General features: G+C 48.6%; 19 protein-coding genes and 1 other RNA gene. 11 read left to right on the top strand and 9 right to left on the bottom strand.

Translation table 11 applies throughout. From position 1 onward, the window contains the following. Positions 1-30: 30 nt before the first annotated feature. The 6 genes from AYK67_RS12340 to AYK67_RS12315 all read right to left on the bottom strand — a co-directional run bounded on the left by AYK67_RS12340 (position 31) and on the right by AYK67_RS12315 (position 3,480). Positions 31-774, bottom strand: coding sequence for a YebC/PmpR family DNA-binding transcriptional regulator (locus AYK67_RS12340; RefSeq protein ID WP_068087112.1), 744 nt, complete (start codon positions 772-774; stop codon positions 31-33). Positions 775-1,046: 272 nt separating this feature from the next. Next, on the bottom strand, positions 1,047-1,868 hold the full coding sequence (locus tag AYK67_RS12335) for a TIGR00282 family metallophosphoesterase (protein WP_068087109.1): 822 nt from the start codon (positions 1,866-1,868) through the stop codon (positions 1,047-1,049). A gap of 12 nt (positions 1,869-1,880) precedes the next feature. Beyond that, complete coding sequence (locus AYK67_RS12330; protein ID WP_068087106.1) at positions 1,881-2,450, bottom strand: 5-formyltetrahydrofolate cyclo-ligase; 570 nt, start codon at positions 2,448-2,450, stop codon at positions 1,881-1,883. A 94-nt stretch (positions 2,451-2,544) separates the two neighbouring features. Beyond that, a non-coding RNA gene (gene ssrS, locus AYK67_RS12325) (6S RNA) lies at positions 2,545-2,702 on the bottom strand. An 86-nt stretch (positions 2,703-2,788) separates the two neighbouring features. Beyond that, positions 2,789-3,181 (bottom strand): cell division protein ZapA, encoded by a 393-nt coding sequence (locus tag AYK67_RS12320; RefSeq protein WP_068087102.1) that lies wholly within the window; start codon positions 3,179-3,181, stop codon positions 2,789-2,791. Next, positions 3,181-3,480, bottom strand: coding sequence for a DUF4164 family protein (locus AYK67_RS12315; RefSeq protein WP_068087100.1), 300 nt, complete (start codon positions 3,478-3,480; stop codon positions 3,181-3,183). Before AYK67_RS12315 ends, AYK67_RS12320 begins: the two co-directional genes overlap by 1 nt. Before the next feature lie 552 nt (positions 3,481-4,032). Between AYK67_RS12315 and tkt the strand changes: the two genes are divergently transcribed. The 9 genes from tkt (at position 4,033) to AYK67_RS12270 (ending at position 14,234) form a co-directional block, all read left to right on the top strand. Next, the gene (gene tkt / locus AYK67_RS12310; RefSeq protein ID WP_068087096.1) at positions 4,033-6,033 is read left to right on the top strand and encodes a transketolase; all 2,001 of its coding nucleotides are present in this window, start codon (positions 4,033-4,035) and stop codon (positions 6,031-6,033) included. 121 nt (positions 6,034-6,154) lie between these two features. Continuing rightward, complete coding sequence (gap, locus tag AYK67_RS12305) at positions 6,155-7,162, top strand: type I glyceraldehyde-3-phosphate dehydrogenase (protein WP_068087093.1); 1,008 nt, start codon at positions 6,155-6,157, stop codon at positions 7,160-7,162. Positions 7,163-7,308: 146 nt separating this feature from the next. Further along, positions 7,309-8,502: a phosphoglycerate kinase gene (locus AYK67_RS12300; protein WP_068087335.1), complete on the top strand. Its 1,194-nt coding sequence runs from the start codon at positions 7,309-7,311 to the stop codon at positions 8,500-8,502. Between the two features lie 52 nt (positions 8,503-8,554). Then, on the top strand, positions 8,555-9,313 hold the full coding sequence (locus AYK67_RS12295; RefSeq protein WP_208976290.1) for a thiamine phosphate synthase: 759 nt from the start codon (positions 8,555-8,557) through the stop codon (positions 9,311-9,313). Positions 9,314-9,315: 2 nt separating this feature from the next. Beyond that, positions 9,316-10,383, top strand: a complete 1,068-nt coding sequence (locus AYK67_RS12290; protein WP_068087090.1) for a tetratricopeptide repeat protein — start codon at positions 9,316-9,318, stop codon at positions 10,381-10,383. Between the two features lie 212 nt (positions 10,384-10,595). Beyond that, entirely contained in the window at positions 10,596-11,162 is a 567-nt protein-coding gene (gene efp / locus AYK67_RS12285; RefSeq protein WP_068087085.1) for an elongation factor P, read from the top strand. Between the two features lie 124 nt (positions 11,163-11,286). Further along, positions 11,287-12,081, top strand: a complete 795-nt coding sequence (locus AYK67_RS12280) for an inositol monophosphatase family protein (RefSeq protein ID WP_068087081.1) — start codon at positions 11,287-11,289, stop codon at positions 12,079-12,081. A 134-nt stretch (positions 12,082-12,215) separates the two neighbouring features. Beyond that, positions 12,216-13,199, top strand: a complete 984-nt coding sequence (locus AYK67_RS12275) for a flagellar motor protein MotA (RefSeq protein ID WP_068087329.1) — start codon at positions 12,216-12,218, stop codon at positions 13,197-13,199. A gap of 3 nt (positions 13,200-13,202) precedes the next feature. Then, positions 13,203-14,234 (top strand): peptidoglycan -binding protein, encoded by a 1,032-nt coding sequence (locus AYK67_RS12270; RefSeq protein ID WP_068087078.1) that lies wholly within the window; start codon positions 13,203-13,205, stop codon positions 14,232-14,234. Between the two features lie 93 nt (positions 14,235-14,327). On the opposite strand, the gene AYK67_RS12265 is transcribed toward AYK67_RS12270, so the two are convergent. Continuing rightward, positions 14,328-15,038 carry a DUF1013 domain-containing protein gene (locus AYK67_RS12265; RefSeq protein WP_068087075.1) on the bottom strand — a complete coding sequence of 237 codons (711 nt, stop codon included), beginning with the start codon at positions 15,036-15,038 and terminating at the stop codon, positions 14,328-14,330. A 165-nt stretch (positions 15,039-15,203) separates the two neighbouring features. Then, on the bottom strand, positions 15,204-16,184 hold the full coding sequence (locus AYK67_RS12260; RefSeq protein ID WP_068087071.1) for an NAD(P)H-quinone oxidoreductase: 981 nt from the start codon (positions 16,182-16,184) through the stop codon (positions 15,204-15,206). A gap of 122 nt (positions 16,185-16,306) precedes the next feature. On the opposite strand from AYK67_RS12260, the gene AYK67_RS12255 reads away from it, so the two are divergent. Both AYK67_RS12255 and rcdA read left to right on the top strand, forming a co-directional pair. After that, positions 16,307-16,498: a DUF1192 domain-containing protein gene (locus tag AYK67_RS12255; protein ID WP_156453143.1), complete on the top strand. Its 192-nt coding sequence runs from the start codon at positions 16,307-16,309 to the stop codon at positions 16,496-16,498. A gap of 251 nt (positions 16,499-16,749) precedes the next feature. Then, positions 16,750-17,298 carry a protease adaptor protein RcdA gene (gene rcdA / locus AYK67_RS12250; RefSeq protein ID WP_206597538.1) on the top strand — a complete coding sequence of 183 codons (549 nt, stop codon included), beginning with the start codon at positions 16,750-16,752 and terminating at the stop codon, positions 17,296-17,298. A gap of 51 nt (positions 17,299-17,349) precedes the next feature. On the opposite strand, the gene rpmE is transcribed toward rcdA, so the two are convergent. Beyond that, positions 17,350-17,574 (bottom strand): 50S ribosomal protein L31, encoded by a 225-nt coding sequence (rpmE, locus tag AYK67_RS12245; RefSeq protein WP_068087326.1) that lies wholly within the window; start codon positions 17,572-17,574, stop codon positions 17,350-17,352. Positions 17,575-17,803 lie beyond the last annotated feature (229 nt).

Raw genomic sequence — 17,803 nt, 5'->3', positions numbered from 1 at the left:
CCGCCTTTTTTATGGAGTCAATTTGTGCTGTTAGCCCAATTTGGCCAGAACTTCCTCGGAAATATCGAAGTTCGAGTAAACATTCTGCACATCGTCATCATCTTCAAAAGCGTCCATCAACTTCATGATGGTGCCGGCTTTTTCTTCGTTCACTTCGATCAGGTTTTGCGGTTTCCAGATTGTCTTCACAGATTCCGCTTCACCCAAGGACGCTTCAAGCGCTTTACTCACTTCAGAAAGGTCTTCAAAAGCACAGGTAATGGTGTGGTTGTCTTCATCGGTTTCCACATCATCAGCGCCCGCTTCAATACCAGCTTCCATTAAGCTGTCCGCGTCCCCTGACTCAAGCTTGTAAACAATCTCGCCCACACGGTCGAACATGAATGAAACTGAACCTGTTTCCCCCAAAGAGCCGCCATATTTTGTGAAGTATGAGCGAACATTTGCCGCCGAGCGGTTTTTGTTATCCGTCAGCACTTCCACAATAATTGCCGTACCTGCCGGGCCATAGCCCTCGTAGCGAATTTCATCGTAGTTAGCCGCATCGCCACCGGTTGCTTTGGCAATAGCCCGCTGGATGTTATCCTTGGGCATAGATTGCCCTTTAGCGTTTTGAACCGCTAAACGAAGGCGCGGGTTTTTGTCCGGATCAGGATCACCCATTTTGGCAGCAACAGTAATTTCTTTAGAAAGGCGAGAAAACAGTTTGGAACGAACTGCGTCCTGACGCCCTTTGCGATGCATGATGTTCTTGAATTTTGAATGTCCTGCCATAGATCTTCCCGGCTTTGTATCTCATTGTGTTGAAACGGCCGTAGCTTTACAGTTTGGCTTTGTAAAGACTTGGGTTCCATGAAACACCAGCGAAGCGTCTCACCATCTGCCTACCACGACACAAAATCTATCGATTGCCGCTTATAGTGGGCAACGCGGACAAAATAAAGTCCCCAAGCCCATTAAGCGCTCCCCATTAGGTTTCGCCAATGAGCCTGTGAATACTCTTCGGGTTACGAGGTAGTCACGGGACGAACGCCAGAAAAACGCATTTAGCGCCAGAATTTAGGGATAACTTGCTCAAGCCGCCCACCAATACGCACCGGAGAAACCTGTAGGGCAAGCCCTGTGGCATCATCGGTTTCAACAGCAACACCACAAATAGTCGCAGGCCCTAGGGAAGGTGTGTAGCGGCCACCGGGAATTTTACGCAAGAAACGGTTGACCGGCTCTTCCTTGTCCATTCCCAATACGGAATTGTAATCGCCGCACATGCCGGCATCCGACAAATAGGCCGTTCCACCGTCCAGAATCTGATGGTCAGCCGTAGGAGTATGTGTATGTGTGCCGACAACCAACGACGCCCGCCCATCGCAAAAATGACCCATCGCTTGTTTCTCGCTGGTCGCTTCTGCGTGCATATCAATAATGATTGCATCCGCTACCTGACCAAGGGGGCATTCGTCTAGAATACGTTCAGCACTGGCAAATGGATCGTCGAGCGCGTCCATGTAAACGCGGCCCATCACATTGGCGACCAGAACGTTCGCCCCATTGCGCGCCCGATAAAGGTGCGCACCGCGACCAGGTGAACCCGCCGGATAATTGGCCGGACGCAGCAATGCATCATGACGTTCAATATACACCAGCGTATCGCGTTGGTCCCATGCATGGTTGCCTGTGGTGACAACGTCTGCACCGGCATCAAGTAAGTCTTGCAGTATTTCTTCGGTAATACCAAAACCTGCGGCTGCATTCTCGCCATTAACAACAACAAAATCCAGCCGGTTTTCTTCAATAAGCTCTGGCAAACGCTCTATAACCGCATTGCGGCCCGCACGACCAACCAGATCCCCCAGAAAAAGCAGCCTCATTCCATTGTCCTCTTAAGCAGAAAAATCGCGATAACCGGTTTCACAAAGAACCCCGTCCAACCGCTTGTCATGCGTCTCCTGTGGCACACATGCAACCTCTTGGCAAGAGAAGGCAACACCAATGAGCCGCGGACAACGCTTTTTTTCCAATTCCGCCACCGCCCGGTCATAGTAACCCTTACCATAGCCAACACGGCCTCCACGGCTGTCAAAAGCTGAAAGCGGCAATAAAATCACATCTGGTATTGCGTGGCCTTCTGCCGGTGCATAACTGCCAAACCCGGCTGATACGAGTAAGGAGGCTTTGTTAGAAGGACGAAATTCCAAATCACAGCCGATCACCATAGGCAAGCATAATGGGTATCCTTTGTCTTCAAAGGAACTTAGAAGAGGCCTTGGATCAATTTCATCACGAATAGGCCAATAACCAGCAATGCATTTAGCAGGTGGAATACAAAGAGCTTCAGCATGTGCGATTAATTCCATCGCAAGTTGCTTGCGGCGATCCGCTGGAAGCAGTTTACGCTGCGCTTGACCTTGTAAGCGGGCCTGCTGCTTTTGCTCAGCAATTATTGTGTTCATTTTCCCCTCACAACGTAGAGCCGGCGTAAGATATCTGATCTAGAAATAAATCGATAGAACCAGATATAAATTATTCTGGTGGGGAAAAGTAAGCGGCGTGCCACTTCGACCGTTGAAGTCTGTGCAATCCCGGAGAACCTACAAAGTAGGTGGGCACCGTTTGCCAAAGCCCACGAGCCGAGGCAGGGACAGTTCCCAAGGAATGCTTAAGGCCCCGGGGATAGTAGCTTCTGACGCATCGTGCAGCGACGCCTGCGCTTTAGATACGCGCGATCACGGTAAAAATCCAGTCTCAAAACCCAATTTTTTTGTTATTTTACAATTGCGTTAGCCCAGTTTTACTGGTTATCGCCAGTATCAGTAGAATCACTATCAGCGCCTGTTAACAGGCCTGCTATACTGTTGATACGATCCGATACTTCAATGAGCCGTTCGGCAAGAACAGCATCACTATTGGCAAACGCAGATTCGACTGTTTCTGCTCGTTTTTTCAGCGTTTCAAACTCTTCTTCCAATGCTTTGAGCTTCTTTTGCGATTCGGCAAGCTGGTCCGTTGCCATAATGCCAGCCATCACGGTTAGCCTTAAATCCCCGATTTCCCCAAAGCTGGCACGCAAGTCGTCAATTGATTCATCAAAACGCTGAGACAAACCGATAAGGCGTGCTTCTTCACCGTCGTCACAGGCCATGCGATAGCTTCGCCCGTTAATAGAAACAGTAATTTGTGCCATTATTTAACCCTCCGAGTCTCCAATACGCTGCGGATGGTTTCCATGGTCGTGACTAACCGCCTTGAAACATCTTTGTTCACGCTCTCTAATCTATCGGCCTTGGCTTCGGCATGATCAAGACGCGCTGCCAGCTCGGCCCGGTCTTCCGCCAACCGTTGCACATCTATCTCTAGGGTTTCCATTGATTGGGCTTCGCTCATACGTGCCCCAGCAACCTGTTCCAACTTAGCAACCGAGCTTGTTAAACGCTCCAGTGCTTTATTAAGTTCCTGCCGGTTTTCCATCAGCTGCTGCAACATCAAATGGGCATTCCTGTTCGCGCGAATATTTAGAAGAGTGCCAATACACCAAAGTTGGCGATTAAATAACCTTAAGGCAAGGTAAAAACGCCCAAAATAAGTTAATGCCGTTAAAAGAAGCCTGTGACAATGGTGCAAGCCCTTTATTTTTCACAAATTAATTGAAAAACCAACAACAACCACCCGTTTTACATTATTATTTGCCAAGCTCAATGCCATCAGCACATATTAACAAGCACAGTTTTTTCCCTGAAAACCACTGGGAAGCGCATAAATTTCGCAGTCTTGGTGAAATGAAGAGAATATCACACTTCCTGACAATTCTAAGGATAATATCTACAACTCAAAAAGTTAGTTCTCTAATATATTCTTAAGGCATTTTCTCAGTTTCATTGACACCAGTCGACAAGCTGATATGTCTGCTTACCTAAGAGAGTTTATTGTATATGACCTACGTGAGTCTGGGGGCAATTGCAGGCTGTTATATACAATGGAGTGCGTAGAAAAAGAATTTGATCCGGCTGCCCTGCCGGAACGAGCAACGGGACAACTATGACCGACCTCGAAAAACACCATCGTATGGCGAATGCAATCCGTTTTCTCTCAGCTGACGCTGTAGAAAAAGCAAAGTCGGGGCATCCGGGCCTACCAATGGGTGCGGCAGATATAGCCACAGTGCTATTTACCAAATTTTTGAAATTTGATCCCAAGCACCCAGATTGGGCAGATCGGGACCGTTTTGTCCTTTCCGCCGGTCACGGTTCAATGTTGTTGTATTCCCTGCTCTACTTATTGGGCTATGAAGATTTTGACATTGAACAGCTGCAAAACTTCCGGCAAATGGGCTACCGCACCTGTGGTCACCCTGAATATGGCCACGGGGCCGGTATCGAAACAACCACTGGCCCACTTGGTCAAGGACTTGGTAACGCTGTAGGCATGGCTATTGCCGAGCGCATCCAAGCCAATCGTTTTGGAACAGAGCTTGTAAATCACCATACATATGTATTGGCGGGTGATGGCTGTTTGATGGAAGGTATCTCGCAAGAAGCACTCTCTCTTGCAGGCCACCTCAAACTCAACAAGCTCGTGGTTGTCTGGGATAATAACGGCATCACCATTGACGGTGCTGTATCTATGGCAGACTCCACCAATCAAGTTGCTCGCTTTCAAGCATCCGGTTGGAACACAATAGAAGTTGACGGTCATGACCCCGAAGCTCTAGCTGCTGCTTTCACACAGGCTAAAGCCTCGGATAAACCAACTCTAATTGCCGCAAAAACCACCATTGGTTTCGGCGCACCTAAAAAAGCAGGCACGAGCAAAGTGCACGGCGCACCACTGGGTGCGGAAGAGCTGGCTGCCATGCGTAAAGAGCTCGGCTGGGAATCCGAGCCATTTTCAATTCCTAGCGATATTATGGATGGATGGCGCATTGCCGGCCTTCGCTCAGCCCAAGCTAGAAAAGATTGGGAAGCGCGCTTTGAAAACAGCGAAACCGAGCTGCGTGCTGAATTCGAGCGCCGTAATCGTGGCGATCTGCCAGCCAATTTTAACGATATTATCGCCGAATACAAAAAAGAGCTTGCCGAAAAGCAACCAACCATTGCAACGCGTAAAGCTTCCGAAGCTGTCCTTGGTGTAATCAACGCAGCACTACCGGAAACTATTGGTGGCTCTGCTGATTTGACAGGCTCAAACAACACCAAAACCGAACAAACCCTTTCAATCACACCCGATGATTTCTCCGGTCGCTACATCCACTGGGGTATTCGCGAGCACGCCATGGCTGCAGCCATGAATGGTATGGCTCTACACGGCGGTATGATTCCTTATTCAGGCGGTTTCTTGATCTTCTCCGATTACTGCCGCCCGTCAATTCGCTTAGCAGCATTGATGAATCAACGAGTTATCCACGTTTTAACACATGATTCTATCGGTTTGGGTGAGGATGGCCCTACCCACCAGCCTGTTGAGCACTTTGCCGCACTACGTGCCATTCCTAACCTCAATTTCTTCCGCCCCGCGGATATCACAGAGACGTTGGAGTGTTGGCAACTTGCTCTACACGCCAAGGAAACACCAAGCGCACTCGCTCTAACCCGTCAGAATCTACCTTCACAACGCCCTGTATATGAGCAAGAAAACCTATGTTCTAAAGGGGCTTACGTAATTTCAGATAGTGAAGAGGATCCGAAGGTAACCATCTTCGCTTCCGGTTCGGAAGTAGAAATTGCCGTTGACGCCCAAAAGCTCTTGGATGGCAAAGGTATATCTGCAAGAGTTGTCTCGGTTCCCTGTGTAGAGTTGTTCGAGCAACAATCTGACGCATACAAAGCAGCAATAATTGGTGCTAGTCCTGTGAAAATTGCGGTAGAAGCTGGTATCCGTCAAGGATGGGACCGCTTTATCGGCAATGATGGCTGTTTTATCGGCATGACAGGATTTGGTGCATCTGCACCCTACAAAGAATTGTACAGCCACTTTGGCATTACAGCAGAAGCTGTGGTAGAGGCGGCTGAAAAACGTCTTGGTGATAGCACCGAGAGTTAATTGAGCTTCGTGCGCCTATCCCCTCCGGTAGGCGCCGATACCTAGGACGGCTGGCATTGACGCCAGCGTAAACCGAAAAGCGACGCTCACCATATGAGCGCGATACCGAAAGAGGTTACACATGGCAGTAAAGGTAGCCATTAACGGCTTTGGCCGCATTGGACGTAACGTTCTCCGTGCAATCATTGAATCTGGTCGCACAGACATTGAAGTTGTAGCCATCAACGACCTCGGTCCGGTTGAAACCAATGCGCACCTCCTGCGTTTTGACTCTGTACACGGCAAATTCCCTGCAACCGTTACTGTAGACGGTGACACCATCGACGTTGGCCGTGGTCCAATTAAAGTAACTGCAATCCGCGATCCTAAGGATCTGCCTTGGGGTGAAATGGGCATTGACGTTGCAATGGAGTGCACAGGCATCTTCACTGCAAAAGAAAAAGCTTCTTTGCACCTTGAAGCTGGTGCAAAACGCGTTCTCGTTTCTGCTCCTGCAGCAGGCGCTGACAAAACAATCGTTTATGGCGTAAACCACGACACATTGACAGCTGAAGATCTGGTTGTTTCTAACGCTTCTTGCACAACCAACTGTCTCTCCCCAGTTGCTTATGCTTTGGATAAAGCTGTTGGCATCGAAAAAGGCTTCATGACCACCATTCACTCTTACACTGGTGATCAACCTACATTGGATACCATGCACAAAGACATGTACCGCGGTCGCGCTGCAGCTCTTTCCATGATCCCAACTTCTACCGGTGCTGCAAAAGCTGTTGGTCTGGTTCTGCCTGAACTGGCTGGCAAGCTGGACGGTGTTGCAATCCGCGTACCAACTCCAAACGTTTCCGTTGTGGATCTGGTATTTGAAGCGAAAAAAGACACCACTGTTGAAGAAGTCAATGCAGCAATCAAAGCAGCTGCTGACGGTGAGCTGAAAGGCGTTCTGGGCTACACTGAAGTGCCTAACGTTTCTTCTGACTTCAACCACGACAGCCACTCCTCTATCTTCCACATGGACCAAACTAAGGTCATGGACGGTAAAATGGTGCGTATCCTTTCTTGGTACGACAACGAGTGGGGCTTCTCCAACCGCATGGCAGACACTGCTGTTGCAATGGCAAAGCTTATCTAATCAGTTAAGGGGCCGCCTAGAGCGGCCCTTTTTCACTTTAATATCAGGCAGCGCCGGGCTTCCCCCTGTTCAAACCAGCCCGTGTGACGCAGCCCCCTTTCGGCATAGTGCGCTGCTCGCGCACCTTTGTTTTTCCGGAGAAATTCATGTCTTTCAAAACCCTCAGTGATGCCGATCTCAAAGGCAAACGCGTCCTCACCCGTGTAGATCTCAATGTTCCAATGAAGGACGGCAAAGTTACCGACGCCACTCGTATTGAGCGCGTTCTGCCAACTATCAAAGAAATTTCTGCAGCTGGCGGTAAAGTTATTCTGCTTGCTCACTTCGGCCGCCCTAAAGGCGCAAAAGTGCCTGAAATGAGCCTCGCACCCGTTGCTCCAGCTGTTGCCGAGCTGCTCGGCAAGCCTGTCGCTTTTGCAGACGACTGCATTGGTGAAAGCGCAAAAGCTGCTGTTGACGCCATGGCCGAAGGCGATGTGCTCTTGCTGGAAAACACCCGCTACTACGCTGGCGAAGAAAAGAACGACGCTGAGTTTGCCAAAGAACTGGCTGCCAACGGCGATATCTTTGTCAACGACGCTTTCTCCGCAGCGCACCGCGCCCATGGTTCAACCGAAGGTCTTGCAAAACTGTTGCCTGCATTTGCTGGCCGTACCATGCAAGCCGAACTGGAAGCTCTCGGCTCCGCCCTTTCCACCCCAGAGCGTCCGGTTCTGGCTGTTGTTGGCGGTGCGAAAGTTTCCTCCAAAATTGATCTGCTGGAAAACCTAGTTTCCAAAGTGGACATTCTGGTTATCGGCGGCGGCATGGCCAACACCTTCCTCGCTGCCAAAGGCGTAAATGTTGGTAAATCCCTGTGCGAGCACGACCTTGCCGACACTGCAAACCGCATCATGGCCGCTGCTGACAAAGCCGGCTGCGAAATCGTTCTGCCAGCGGATGCTGTTGTTGCTTGGGAGTTTGCTGCAAACACCAAGAACGAAACAGTTGCACTCGACGCAATCCCAGCAGACGCAATGATGCTCGATGTTGGCGCCGCTTCTATCGAAGTTGTTAAAGCCAAAATCGATGCTGCTAAAACACTCGTATGGAACGGTCCGCTTGGTGCTTTCGAAATCGCGCCATTCGACAAGGCAACCGTTGCAGCTGCACAGCACGCAGCAGCGCGCACCAAAGAAGGCAAGCTGAAAACAGTTGCTGGTGGCGGTGACACCGTTGCAGCGCTGAACCACGCGAAAGCAAGTGAAGATTTCTCCTACATCTCCACAGCTGGCGGTGCATTCCTTGAATGGCTGGAAGGCAAAGAACTTCCAGGTGTTGTTGCGCTAGAGAAAGCCTAACGACGACTATTAGCGACAAAATAACCTTTGTTTTGTCGACAGAGGGGCATTCTTGCCCCTCTTTTTTATTTATCTCTTGAATTTCCCATCGCAAGACTGTTTACAACTACTCAATAAGTATGTGCTGCTTTTACGCAGACTAAACCAAATCATGTTGGAGCCAGTCACCGTGCATCCGCGTCTCTATCTTATTACGCCACCAAAATTCGAGCTCGACACATTCGCAGAGCAACTGCGCGCCGCATTACAAGGTGGTGATGTGGCCAGTTTGCTGCTTTCCATGCCTGAAGCCAATGAGAGCGAACTACAAGCCGCTGCAAAGGTGCTTGTGCCGATTGCACAAGAGGCTGGTTGTGCTGTGCTCGTTGAGAACAACACTCAAGTGACAGGGCGTAGCGGTGCTGATGGCCTACACATTTCCAAAGACCAAGAACTTTTAGAAGCCACTATTCGCACATTTGATGAAGATCGCATTATTGGTTTCGGTGGGGTAAAGACCCGTCATGATGCAATGGTCGTTGCTTCTATGGGTATCGACTATATCTTCTTTGGCATGTTGGAACTCAACCAAGAACCTGAACCACATAAAAAATCAATTGATTTCGGTAATTGGTGGGCAGAAGTATTTGAAACCCCTTGCGTTGTTTTAGCTGGCACCCATATTGACTCTATTGCAACCACAGCACAAACAGGTGCAGAATTCATTGCCGTGCGCGAGGCGGTCTGGGACCACTCTGGAGGCCCCGAACAGGCGGTAGCACAAATCAACGCAGTACTGCAAACATATACCCTAGCTGAAGTGGAGGACTAATTTTGCAGGGCATCCGCTTATTGGCAATTAGCATCGCTTCGATTGCAATGACGCATTTGAGTTTTGCGGCACCTATTGTGCCGCCGACACCGAAAAGCCGACCGGTACTAACTGCCCCAAAGCAAGTGCAAAAGCAAAAAGACCATCGCGGGCTATTGCTCTCTCCCCTCTCAATACTCCCCCCATATAAAGCAAGTGAAGCCGATAAAAACAAAAATGCCGATTTTGCTTATGGTGCATTCCAGCGCGGTTGGTATTTAACAGCCCTTGCCTTGGCGACAAGACAAGCTGAAGCTGGCCAGCCAACGGCTCAAACACTGATAGGTGTTATTTACGAAACCGGTCGCGGCGTTCCGCAAGATATCACCAAAGCTGTTGACTGGTACGAGCTAGCCGTTTCTACTGGAGAGCCTCAAGCTGCGCTGCGCCTCGCGATGTTGTATCTTGATGGCTCACAAATAAAACAGAACAAACAAAAAGCCGCCAAGTATTTACAAATTGCAGCGGATGCAAAAATTCCGTCTGCGCTCTACAACCTTTCCATCCTTTATGAGGAAGGCGATACATTACCCAAAAACATAGACAAAGCACGTAAACTTATGGAACAGGCAGCCGAAGCAGGCGATGTTGATGCGATGTATGCTTTGGGGCAGGACTTTGTTGAAGGACCTGAAGACAAACGCAACTATCGTCGCGGGGCCTTTTGGTTTGGCCGTGCAGCGCGGCGAGGAAACATTGCAGCACAAGTTCAATATGCCATCATGCTTTTCAAGGGTGAAGGTGTTGTACCCGATGAAAAAAAGGCCGCAGACTGGTTTGAACGGGCAGCACGCGCTGGCAACCCCATCGCAATGAACCGTCTTGCCCATATTTATTTAAAAGGTCGCGGTCGGCCCATTAATATAATCGAAGCCACCGCATGGCAAACCCACGCCAACTCTCTAGGTATTATGGACAGTGAACTTGAGGAAGTTGCAAAATCACTTTCACTTGCGGAACAAGAACAAGCTGGAAAGAGAGCCGCACAGTTAGCAAAGTTACTGGCGCGCACAGCAAGAGTTGCCAATTAGCTCTCATCGCCATTCTGTACCTTGTCGTTTCGCGTTGAAATCGGGGGCTACTTACGAAGATTACACTTCAATAGTCTCTTTTTTCTTGAAACCTATTCGATTTTATGGTGCACAGACCACAAGATTTATATGCAGGTCCTAGAACGTGTTCGCCGACACGAGCAATAACACAGTGACCTAATCAGCAACTTTGATGATCATAGGGTGAACCCATGAAACTGAATGGTAACGAAATTAAGCCGGGCAATGTTCTTTTGCACCAAGACACCCTGTGGGCGGTTGTAAAAGTACAGCACGTTAAGCCAGGCAAAGGCGGCGCATTTGCACAAGTCGAGATGAAAAATCTCCTTGATGGCCGTAAACTGAACGAACGTTTCCGCGCGACAGAAAGTGTTGAGCGTGTACGCTTGGAACAAAAAGACTTCCAGTTCCTCTATGAAGAAGGCGACATGCTGGTATTCATGGATACCGATACCTACGAGCAGCTAGAGCTGCAAAAGGAATTTGTTGGCGAACGCGCTGCATTCTTACAAGACGGTATGATGGTAACTGTTGAACTGCACGAGGAAAAGCCAATTGGCATTTCTCTGCCTCAGCACGTTACATTGGAAATTATCGAAGCTGACGCTGTTGTTAAGGGGCAAACCCAGTCTTCCTCTTATAAGCCTGCCAAGCTGGAAAACGGCGTACGCTGCATGGTACCACCTTTCATCACCACCGGTGAGAAGATCGTGGTAGACACCGAAACAGTTGAATACGTTCGCCGCGCTGAATCCTAATCAGTAGCAGCTAAAAACTCATTGTGATTTCAGGGCAAGCTATTAATCTTGCCCTGATACAAACAAATAAAAACAAGGTGCGTACCTGCAAAGCTGGTACAAAAACCCAAAAGGATTGGTGATAATGGCGCGTACCGCCCTTCTCAACGTTATGGTTCAGGCAGCCACCAAAGCGGGCCGCTCACTTGCTCGTGATTTTGGTGAGGTGGAGAACCTTCAAGTTTCCCGTAAAGGCCCTGGCGACTTTGTATCGCAAGCAGATATGAAGGCTGAGCAAATCTTACGTGAAGAACTAGGCCGCGCTCGCCCGAAATTCGGTTTCTTGATGGAAGAAAGCGGCGAGATTGAAAGTAAAGATGGCCAACACCGCTGGATCATTGATCCGTTGGATGGCACAAGCAACTTTTTGCATGGTATTCCGATTTTTGCTGTATCCATCGCTCTAGAGCGCCAAGGGCAAATCGTTGCCGCAGTGATTTACAATCCGATTATGGACGAACTTTACACAGCAGAACGAGGTTCCGGCGCATTTTGCAACGACCGTCGTTTGCGTGTTGCTGGCCGTAAAGACTTACCAGATTGCCTCATTGGAACTGGCATTCCTTTTATTGGTGTGGGTGATCACGGCCGCGCCTTGAAAGAAATCCGCTATGTTATGGGAGAGGTTGCCGGTATTCGCCGCTGTGGTGCCGCCTCGCTTGACCTTGCCTGGACCGCCGCAGGGCGCCTAGATGCGTTTTGGGAAAACGGTTTGAAGCCATGGGATATGGCTGCAGGTATCTTGCTGATTCGTGAAGCGGGTGGCTATGTCAGTGATTCACTTGGTAAAGACAAGATGTTTGATAGCAATTCTATTGTAGCTGGTAATGAATTTACCCACTTACAATTACGCGAGTTATTGGCGAAAGCCCGCAGTTAATTCCCAGAGGAACCCTTAGGGAAGTTATTTCTCATACACGAGAATTGCCAGTAAATGACGATTTCCGGTTTCCAAAAGACCGGAAATCGCGCTATCAAGATGTATCGTTAACAAATAGTGATGCAATCTGGCCAATGGCACGCGATTACGATCCATACAGTTTATCTAGCCCACAAGTTTATATGTGGCGCATGATTATCTTTCTCATCCTGACAGGGTTTATTGCCTTTGTATTAATGGTTCAGCTCAGCGCTGCCTTCATGGCAAACCCAGCACTCAACGGGCTGATTTTCAGCGTGGGTGTCCTCGGGATTATCTTAAGCTTTCGACAAGTTATCCGTATTTTCCCCGAGGTTTCTTGGGTCAACGGCTTTCGAATGGGGGACCCGCGCCTAGAAGTTCGCCGCCCCCCTGTATTGTTAGCGCCAATGGCAACCTTATTGGGCAACAAAGCCGGCGATATGGTTTTGTCACCCACCACCATGCGCTCCATGCTTGAATCAATTGGCATGCGCTTGGATGAAAGCCGGGAAATTACCCGCTACCTTACCAAACTTCTCGTATTCCTGGGACTGGTGGGAACGTTCTGGGGTTTGATGCAAACCGTTTCCGCCGTTGCAACAACAGTTAAAACGCTCAATGCATCCAGTTCTGATGCCACAGTGATTTTTGAAGACCTCGTTTCAGGTATCACAGCTCAGATGTCGGGTCTTGGCATAGCGTTTTCATCTTCATTGCTCGGCCTTACCGGATCGCTCGTACTCGGCTTTTTGGATTTGCAAGCCGGACAAGCACAAAACCGTTTCTATCAGGAGCTTGAAGATTGGTTGTCAACGCTCACTGACATTGACCCCAATGATACAACGGGTGAAACCACATCTGTTGACATTCGCTATTCCCTTGAGCGTATCACCCGCTCGCTCGAGGCTGGCAATACCGGTGATACCACCAGTGCTGCCATGGGCAACTTGGCAGAAGGCATACAAGGATTGGTGCAGCACGTTCGCACAGAGCAAAAAATGATGCGTGATTGGGCAGAAGCGCAATCCATGCAACAACGACGTGTTGAGCGCCTTTTAAAGTCCTTAAGCGACCGTCTCGAGCAAGGTAAGGAGTAATCCATGTCTTCTCGTGGTCGCGGTAGAGATCGCAATTCAGAAGATTATTGGCCAGGCTTTGTTGATGCTATGTCAGCATTGCTGCTGGTCTTTATCTTCTTGCTTTCAATTTTCATGATTGCCCAGTTTTTCTTAAGCCAGCAATTAAGTGGGCGCGACAGTGTTTTAAACCGCTTGAATCAGCAAGTCGCGGAGCTGACAGAACTTTTGGCACTACAAAAAGCCAATGTGGGTGATTTGCAGTCCACAATCTCTTCATTGCAAACCAATCTGGACCAAACAACCGCTGAGCGTGACCACTTACAAGGCTTGTTAAACGACCATTCTGGCAACCTGGATGCTGCTGACGGGAAGCTGGCAGCGCTGCGCGGCCAACTGGAGAGCGAAAAGTCTGTCAGTGCCCGTGCTATGGCGCAAATAGAGCTGCTCAACCAGCAAATATCGGCACTAAGACGGCAAATTGCTGCCCTTGAAGATGCTCTGGAGGCTTCAGAAAGCCGCGACAGAGAGAGCCAAACCAAAATTGCTGATTTAGGTAAGCGGCTGAATGTAGCGCTTGCACAGCGCGTTCAAGAGCTTTCGCGCTATCGTTCCGACTTTTTCGGCCGCTTGCGAGAAATTCTCGCCAAACGTGCTGATGTTGAAGTTGTAGGGGATAGATTTGTCTTCCAGTCCGAAGTGTTGTTCTCATCTGGTAATGACGAAATCAACCCGGAAGGACGCGCCCAGCTGGATATTCTAGCGGAAGCAATCATTGAGCTGGAAAAGCAAATCCCCGAGGGGATTAATTGGGTTTTGCGCGTGGATGGTCACACCGATAACCGTCCTCTATCTGGCACAGGCCGTTTCCGTAACAACTGGGAGCTATCTGCTGCCCGTGCAATCTCGGTCGTTCGCTTCCTTATTTCTAAAGGAGTTGCGCCCAACAGGCTGGTAGCGGCAGGATTTGGCGAGTATCAACCAAGAGCAACAGGTGACACACCACAAGCTCTGGCAAAAAATCGCCGTATCGAGCTGAAGCTGACACAGCGTTAAAGCAGTTTCCCGCCTAGCCAATACGAAATTAGCCATAGAAAAACCCCGCTGCAAAACAGCGGGGTTTTTGTTTAAGACGCTCGACTTGCGAAATTAATCTTCGTCTTCGTCTTTTTTCTCCATAGAGCTGAAGTTTGCAAAAACAGCGTCAGCGTCGATTTCTTCTTCAGGAGCGGACTTCGGCGCTGGAGTTGCAAATGCGGCTGCCATCGCATCTTCACTGGTGGTCTCGTCAATCGACAGCAATGTTTCAGGCTCTTCGCTTACAAGACGTTGAGGTGCATTTTTCGCTGCTTTTTCAACTGCCATATCCAGCTCAATTTGTGAGCACAAACCAAGTGTCACCGGGTCCATAGCCTCTAGGTTTGCCGAGTTCCAGTGCGTACGCTCACGAATGGCTTCAATTGTTGGTTTTGTGGTCCCAACAAGACGCACAATCTGTGCATCAAGTAGCTCTGGGTGGTTTTTAACCAGCCAAAAAATAGCATTCGGGCGGTCTTGACGGCGGGAAACAGGCGTATAACGAGGCCCCTTACGTTTGGTCTCGGGCAACTTTACCTTAGATTCCAGCACCTTCATACGGTATGTCGGGTTTGCTTGCGCCTTTTCAATTTCATCACGCGTCAACTGCCCGGCAAGTACCGGATCCATACCCTTAATACCTTGAGCAGCTTCTCCATCAGCTATTGCCTTAACTTCAAGGGGATGCAACTTGCAAAAAGCTGCGATCTGGTCGAAGCCAAGGGCTGTGTTATCGACAAGCCATACTGCTGTGGCTTTTGGCATTAACGGCGCATTGGCCATTTATAAAACCCTCCTGTACGCTCCACCGTCCTATCCGTTAGGCGAAGCCAGATTCCTTTAATTTTAGGGGAATTAGCCGCACTATACGCTGGGAAACATTGGAAATCAAATTGTCTCAACCGCGATAGCGTCATAAACGCTTATTCCCACATTCAGCCAATCATATCAAGGCATTTTTAACAGTATCTTGCCAATGTGGTTTCCTGCTTCCATATGCCGATGTGCATCAACAACATTTTCCAGCGAAAATACATGATCAACAACAACACGAATCTTCCCCTCGGCAAAAAGCGGCCATACTTTATGGCGTAATTCCCGCGCTATTTGCGCTTTATACTCATCAGAGCGTGGTCGTAATGTTGAACCGGTATGAACAAGCCTCTTAACCATTAAGCGGGCAATATTTACATTTTCTCCAAGGCCTTTTAGTGCGGCAATTTGCGCAATACGCCCCCCCAGGGCAGCGACCTTGTAGTTTTTATCAATATAATCGCCACCAATCATGTCCAATATTACATCAACACCACGGCCTTGACTAATCCCAAGTATCTCTTTAGCAAAATCGCATTTTTTATAATTTACTGTAAAATCAGCTCCTAACGCAGTAACTGCCGCCGCTTTTTCATCGCTGCCCACAGTTGTATAAACATGCGCTCCAAACGCCTTTGCTAGCTGTATCGCTGTGGTTCCTATTCCCGAACTGCCGCCATGAACGAGGAAACTCTCTCCCTCTTTGAGTTCTACCTGTTCAAAAACATTGGACCAAACTGTAAAAAAGGTTTCAGCAATACCAGCAGCATCAACTAAGTTTACCCCTTCTGGAACGGGAAGTACATGTCCACTTGGTGCGGTGACATATTGTGCATAGCCTCCACCAGAGACGAGCGCACAAACCTGCTGCCCCAGCCAGTGCGTATCTGTTTCACTACCGACGCTGACCACAACACCTGAAACCTCAAGTCCCGGGTGTGGCGAAGCCCCTGATGGTGCCGGATAAACACCTTGTCGTTGCAAAACATCTGGCCGATTTACACCTGCAGCCATTACTTCAATAAGAACTTCTCCCTCTTTCGGCTCTGGTCTTGGCACTTCTTGCATTGCCAGAACCTCCGGACCACCAAACCCATCAAAAACAACCGCTTTCATTAAACCCTCCACAAGCCAATCTCTTGTTAACCTAGCTAACTTAGTTTCAATGTTAGCGCTAGCTGGACAAAAGCGGGGAAAGAAGCGCATTATGGTTAGGCAATTCTGTGAAAGGTAGTGCCATGTCAGTTTTTGATGAAACACCCCGAAAACCACTGCACGAAACAATTTGTGGTCAAGATCTGTCAGGTTTTTCAATTGAAGAATTACAAGAACGCTTGCAAATCTTAGGACAGGAAATTGAAAGAACAAAAGAGAGCATGAACCAGAAGAAGAAGCACCATAGTGCTGCTCAAGAACTATTTAAAAGTTAATACGCTCACCCCCACGCAAAGTTAGAGATTCACATAAGGATGACATTGAACTACTATTAGTTACCGGCTAATAGTTAATAAATAAAATTGCCATTAATACAAATAATCAACTTCAACTAAACTGTATATTTATACCAATATAAAATCTGGTCTTACTTATTAGCGGGCAAAAGTGCAATTGTACCCTATACAATCATTAGATCGAATGAAGAAAGCACTATTTTAAAGCGCTCGTGGCCTAAGAGATGGACATGCCCAAAAAAACTGGCTCACAATACCCGATAAGACCCACTTTCCTTGGGCAAAGGCTCATGGCCTCTCAAAGTTTCATGGATCTTTTCCATCAAGGCATGGACCTTATTGAGGAAACCGCAAACTATTTGGATGGTGCGGGGAAAAAAGAATCACGAAAACTAGAAGCTAAAGTTGCACTCACATATTCAACTGAGTCCATGCGTCTCACAACAAGGCTGATGCAGATGGCTTCTTGGCTGCTTCTGCAAAGGGCTGTACTAGAAGGTGAGCTGGATCAAAATGAGGCTGCAAAAAACACGCGCCAAGTCAAACTACCCAGTCCAATGACTCCAGAAACCATTAGTAATTGGCGAAAACTACCAGAACGCTTCCAGCAACTCATCAATCAAGCCTCATATTTACAAGGGCGTATCGAACTTCTCGATCAGGCTATTGTGCAAAGCAAAAACCATCAGTTGCCTACACAGCCTGAAAACCCATTACACAGGCAACAAAGCAAAATCGCCTCTGCATTTAAAGATGAGAAGTCAAAGGACCCAAACTAAAAAGGCCCCGCAATTTCTTGCAGAGCCTTTTTAATAGTCATCAGGTTTGGCTTATTTACCCAAGAAACCTGCAAACTTGTCTTGGAAGCGAGATACGCGACCACCACGATCCATCAACTGACGGTCACCACCAGTCCAAGCTGGATGGGAGTTAGGGTCGATGTCGAGCTGGAGTGAATCACCTTCTTTACCGTAGGTAGAGCGGGTGTTGAACTCTGTTCCGTCTGTCATTACCACTTTAATAGCGTGGTAGTCGGGATGAATACCCTCTTTCATGGCCATTCCTTTCAGCGAGGGCCGCACTATCTCAACTTTAGAGTCAGGCTGGCCACCTGCGCATTAGCTAGCAACGCCGCGCCACATCTCGGGCACAGCAATAAATCGTGCAGGGTCTATACCGCATCATTTGCTGGGAAACAAGAGGGCAAGAACAAGAGAAATAGTCGTTTAGCCCTTGTCAAAAGCCCTTTTATTGCCAATCTGTGAAATTACCCATACTTTTAAG

This window comes from Polycladidibacter stylochi (assembly GCF_001562055.1).
Classification (GTDB): Bacteria; Pseudomonadota; Alphaproteobacteria; order Rhizobiales; family Stappiaceae; genus Pseudovibrio; species Pseudovibrio stylochi.
The sequence above is the reverse complement of the archived record's forward strand: the minus strand, read 5'-3'. Positions and strand labels throughout refer to the sequence as shown.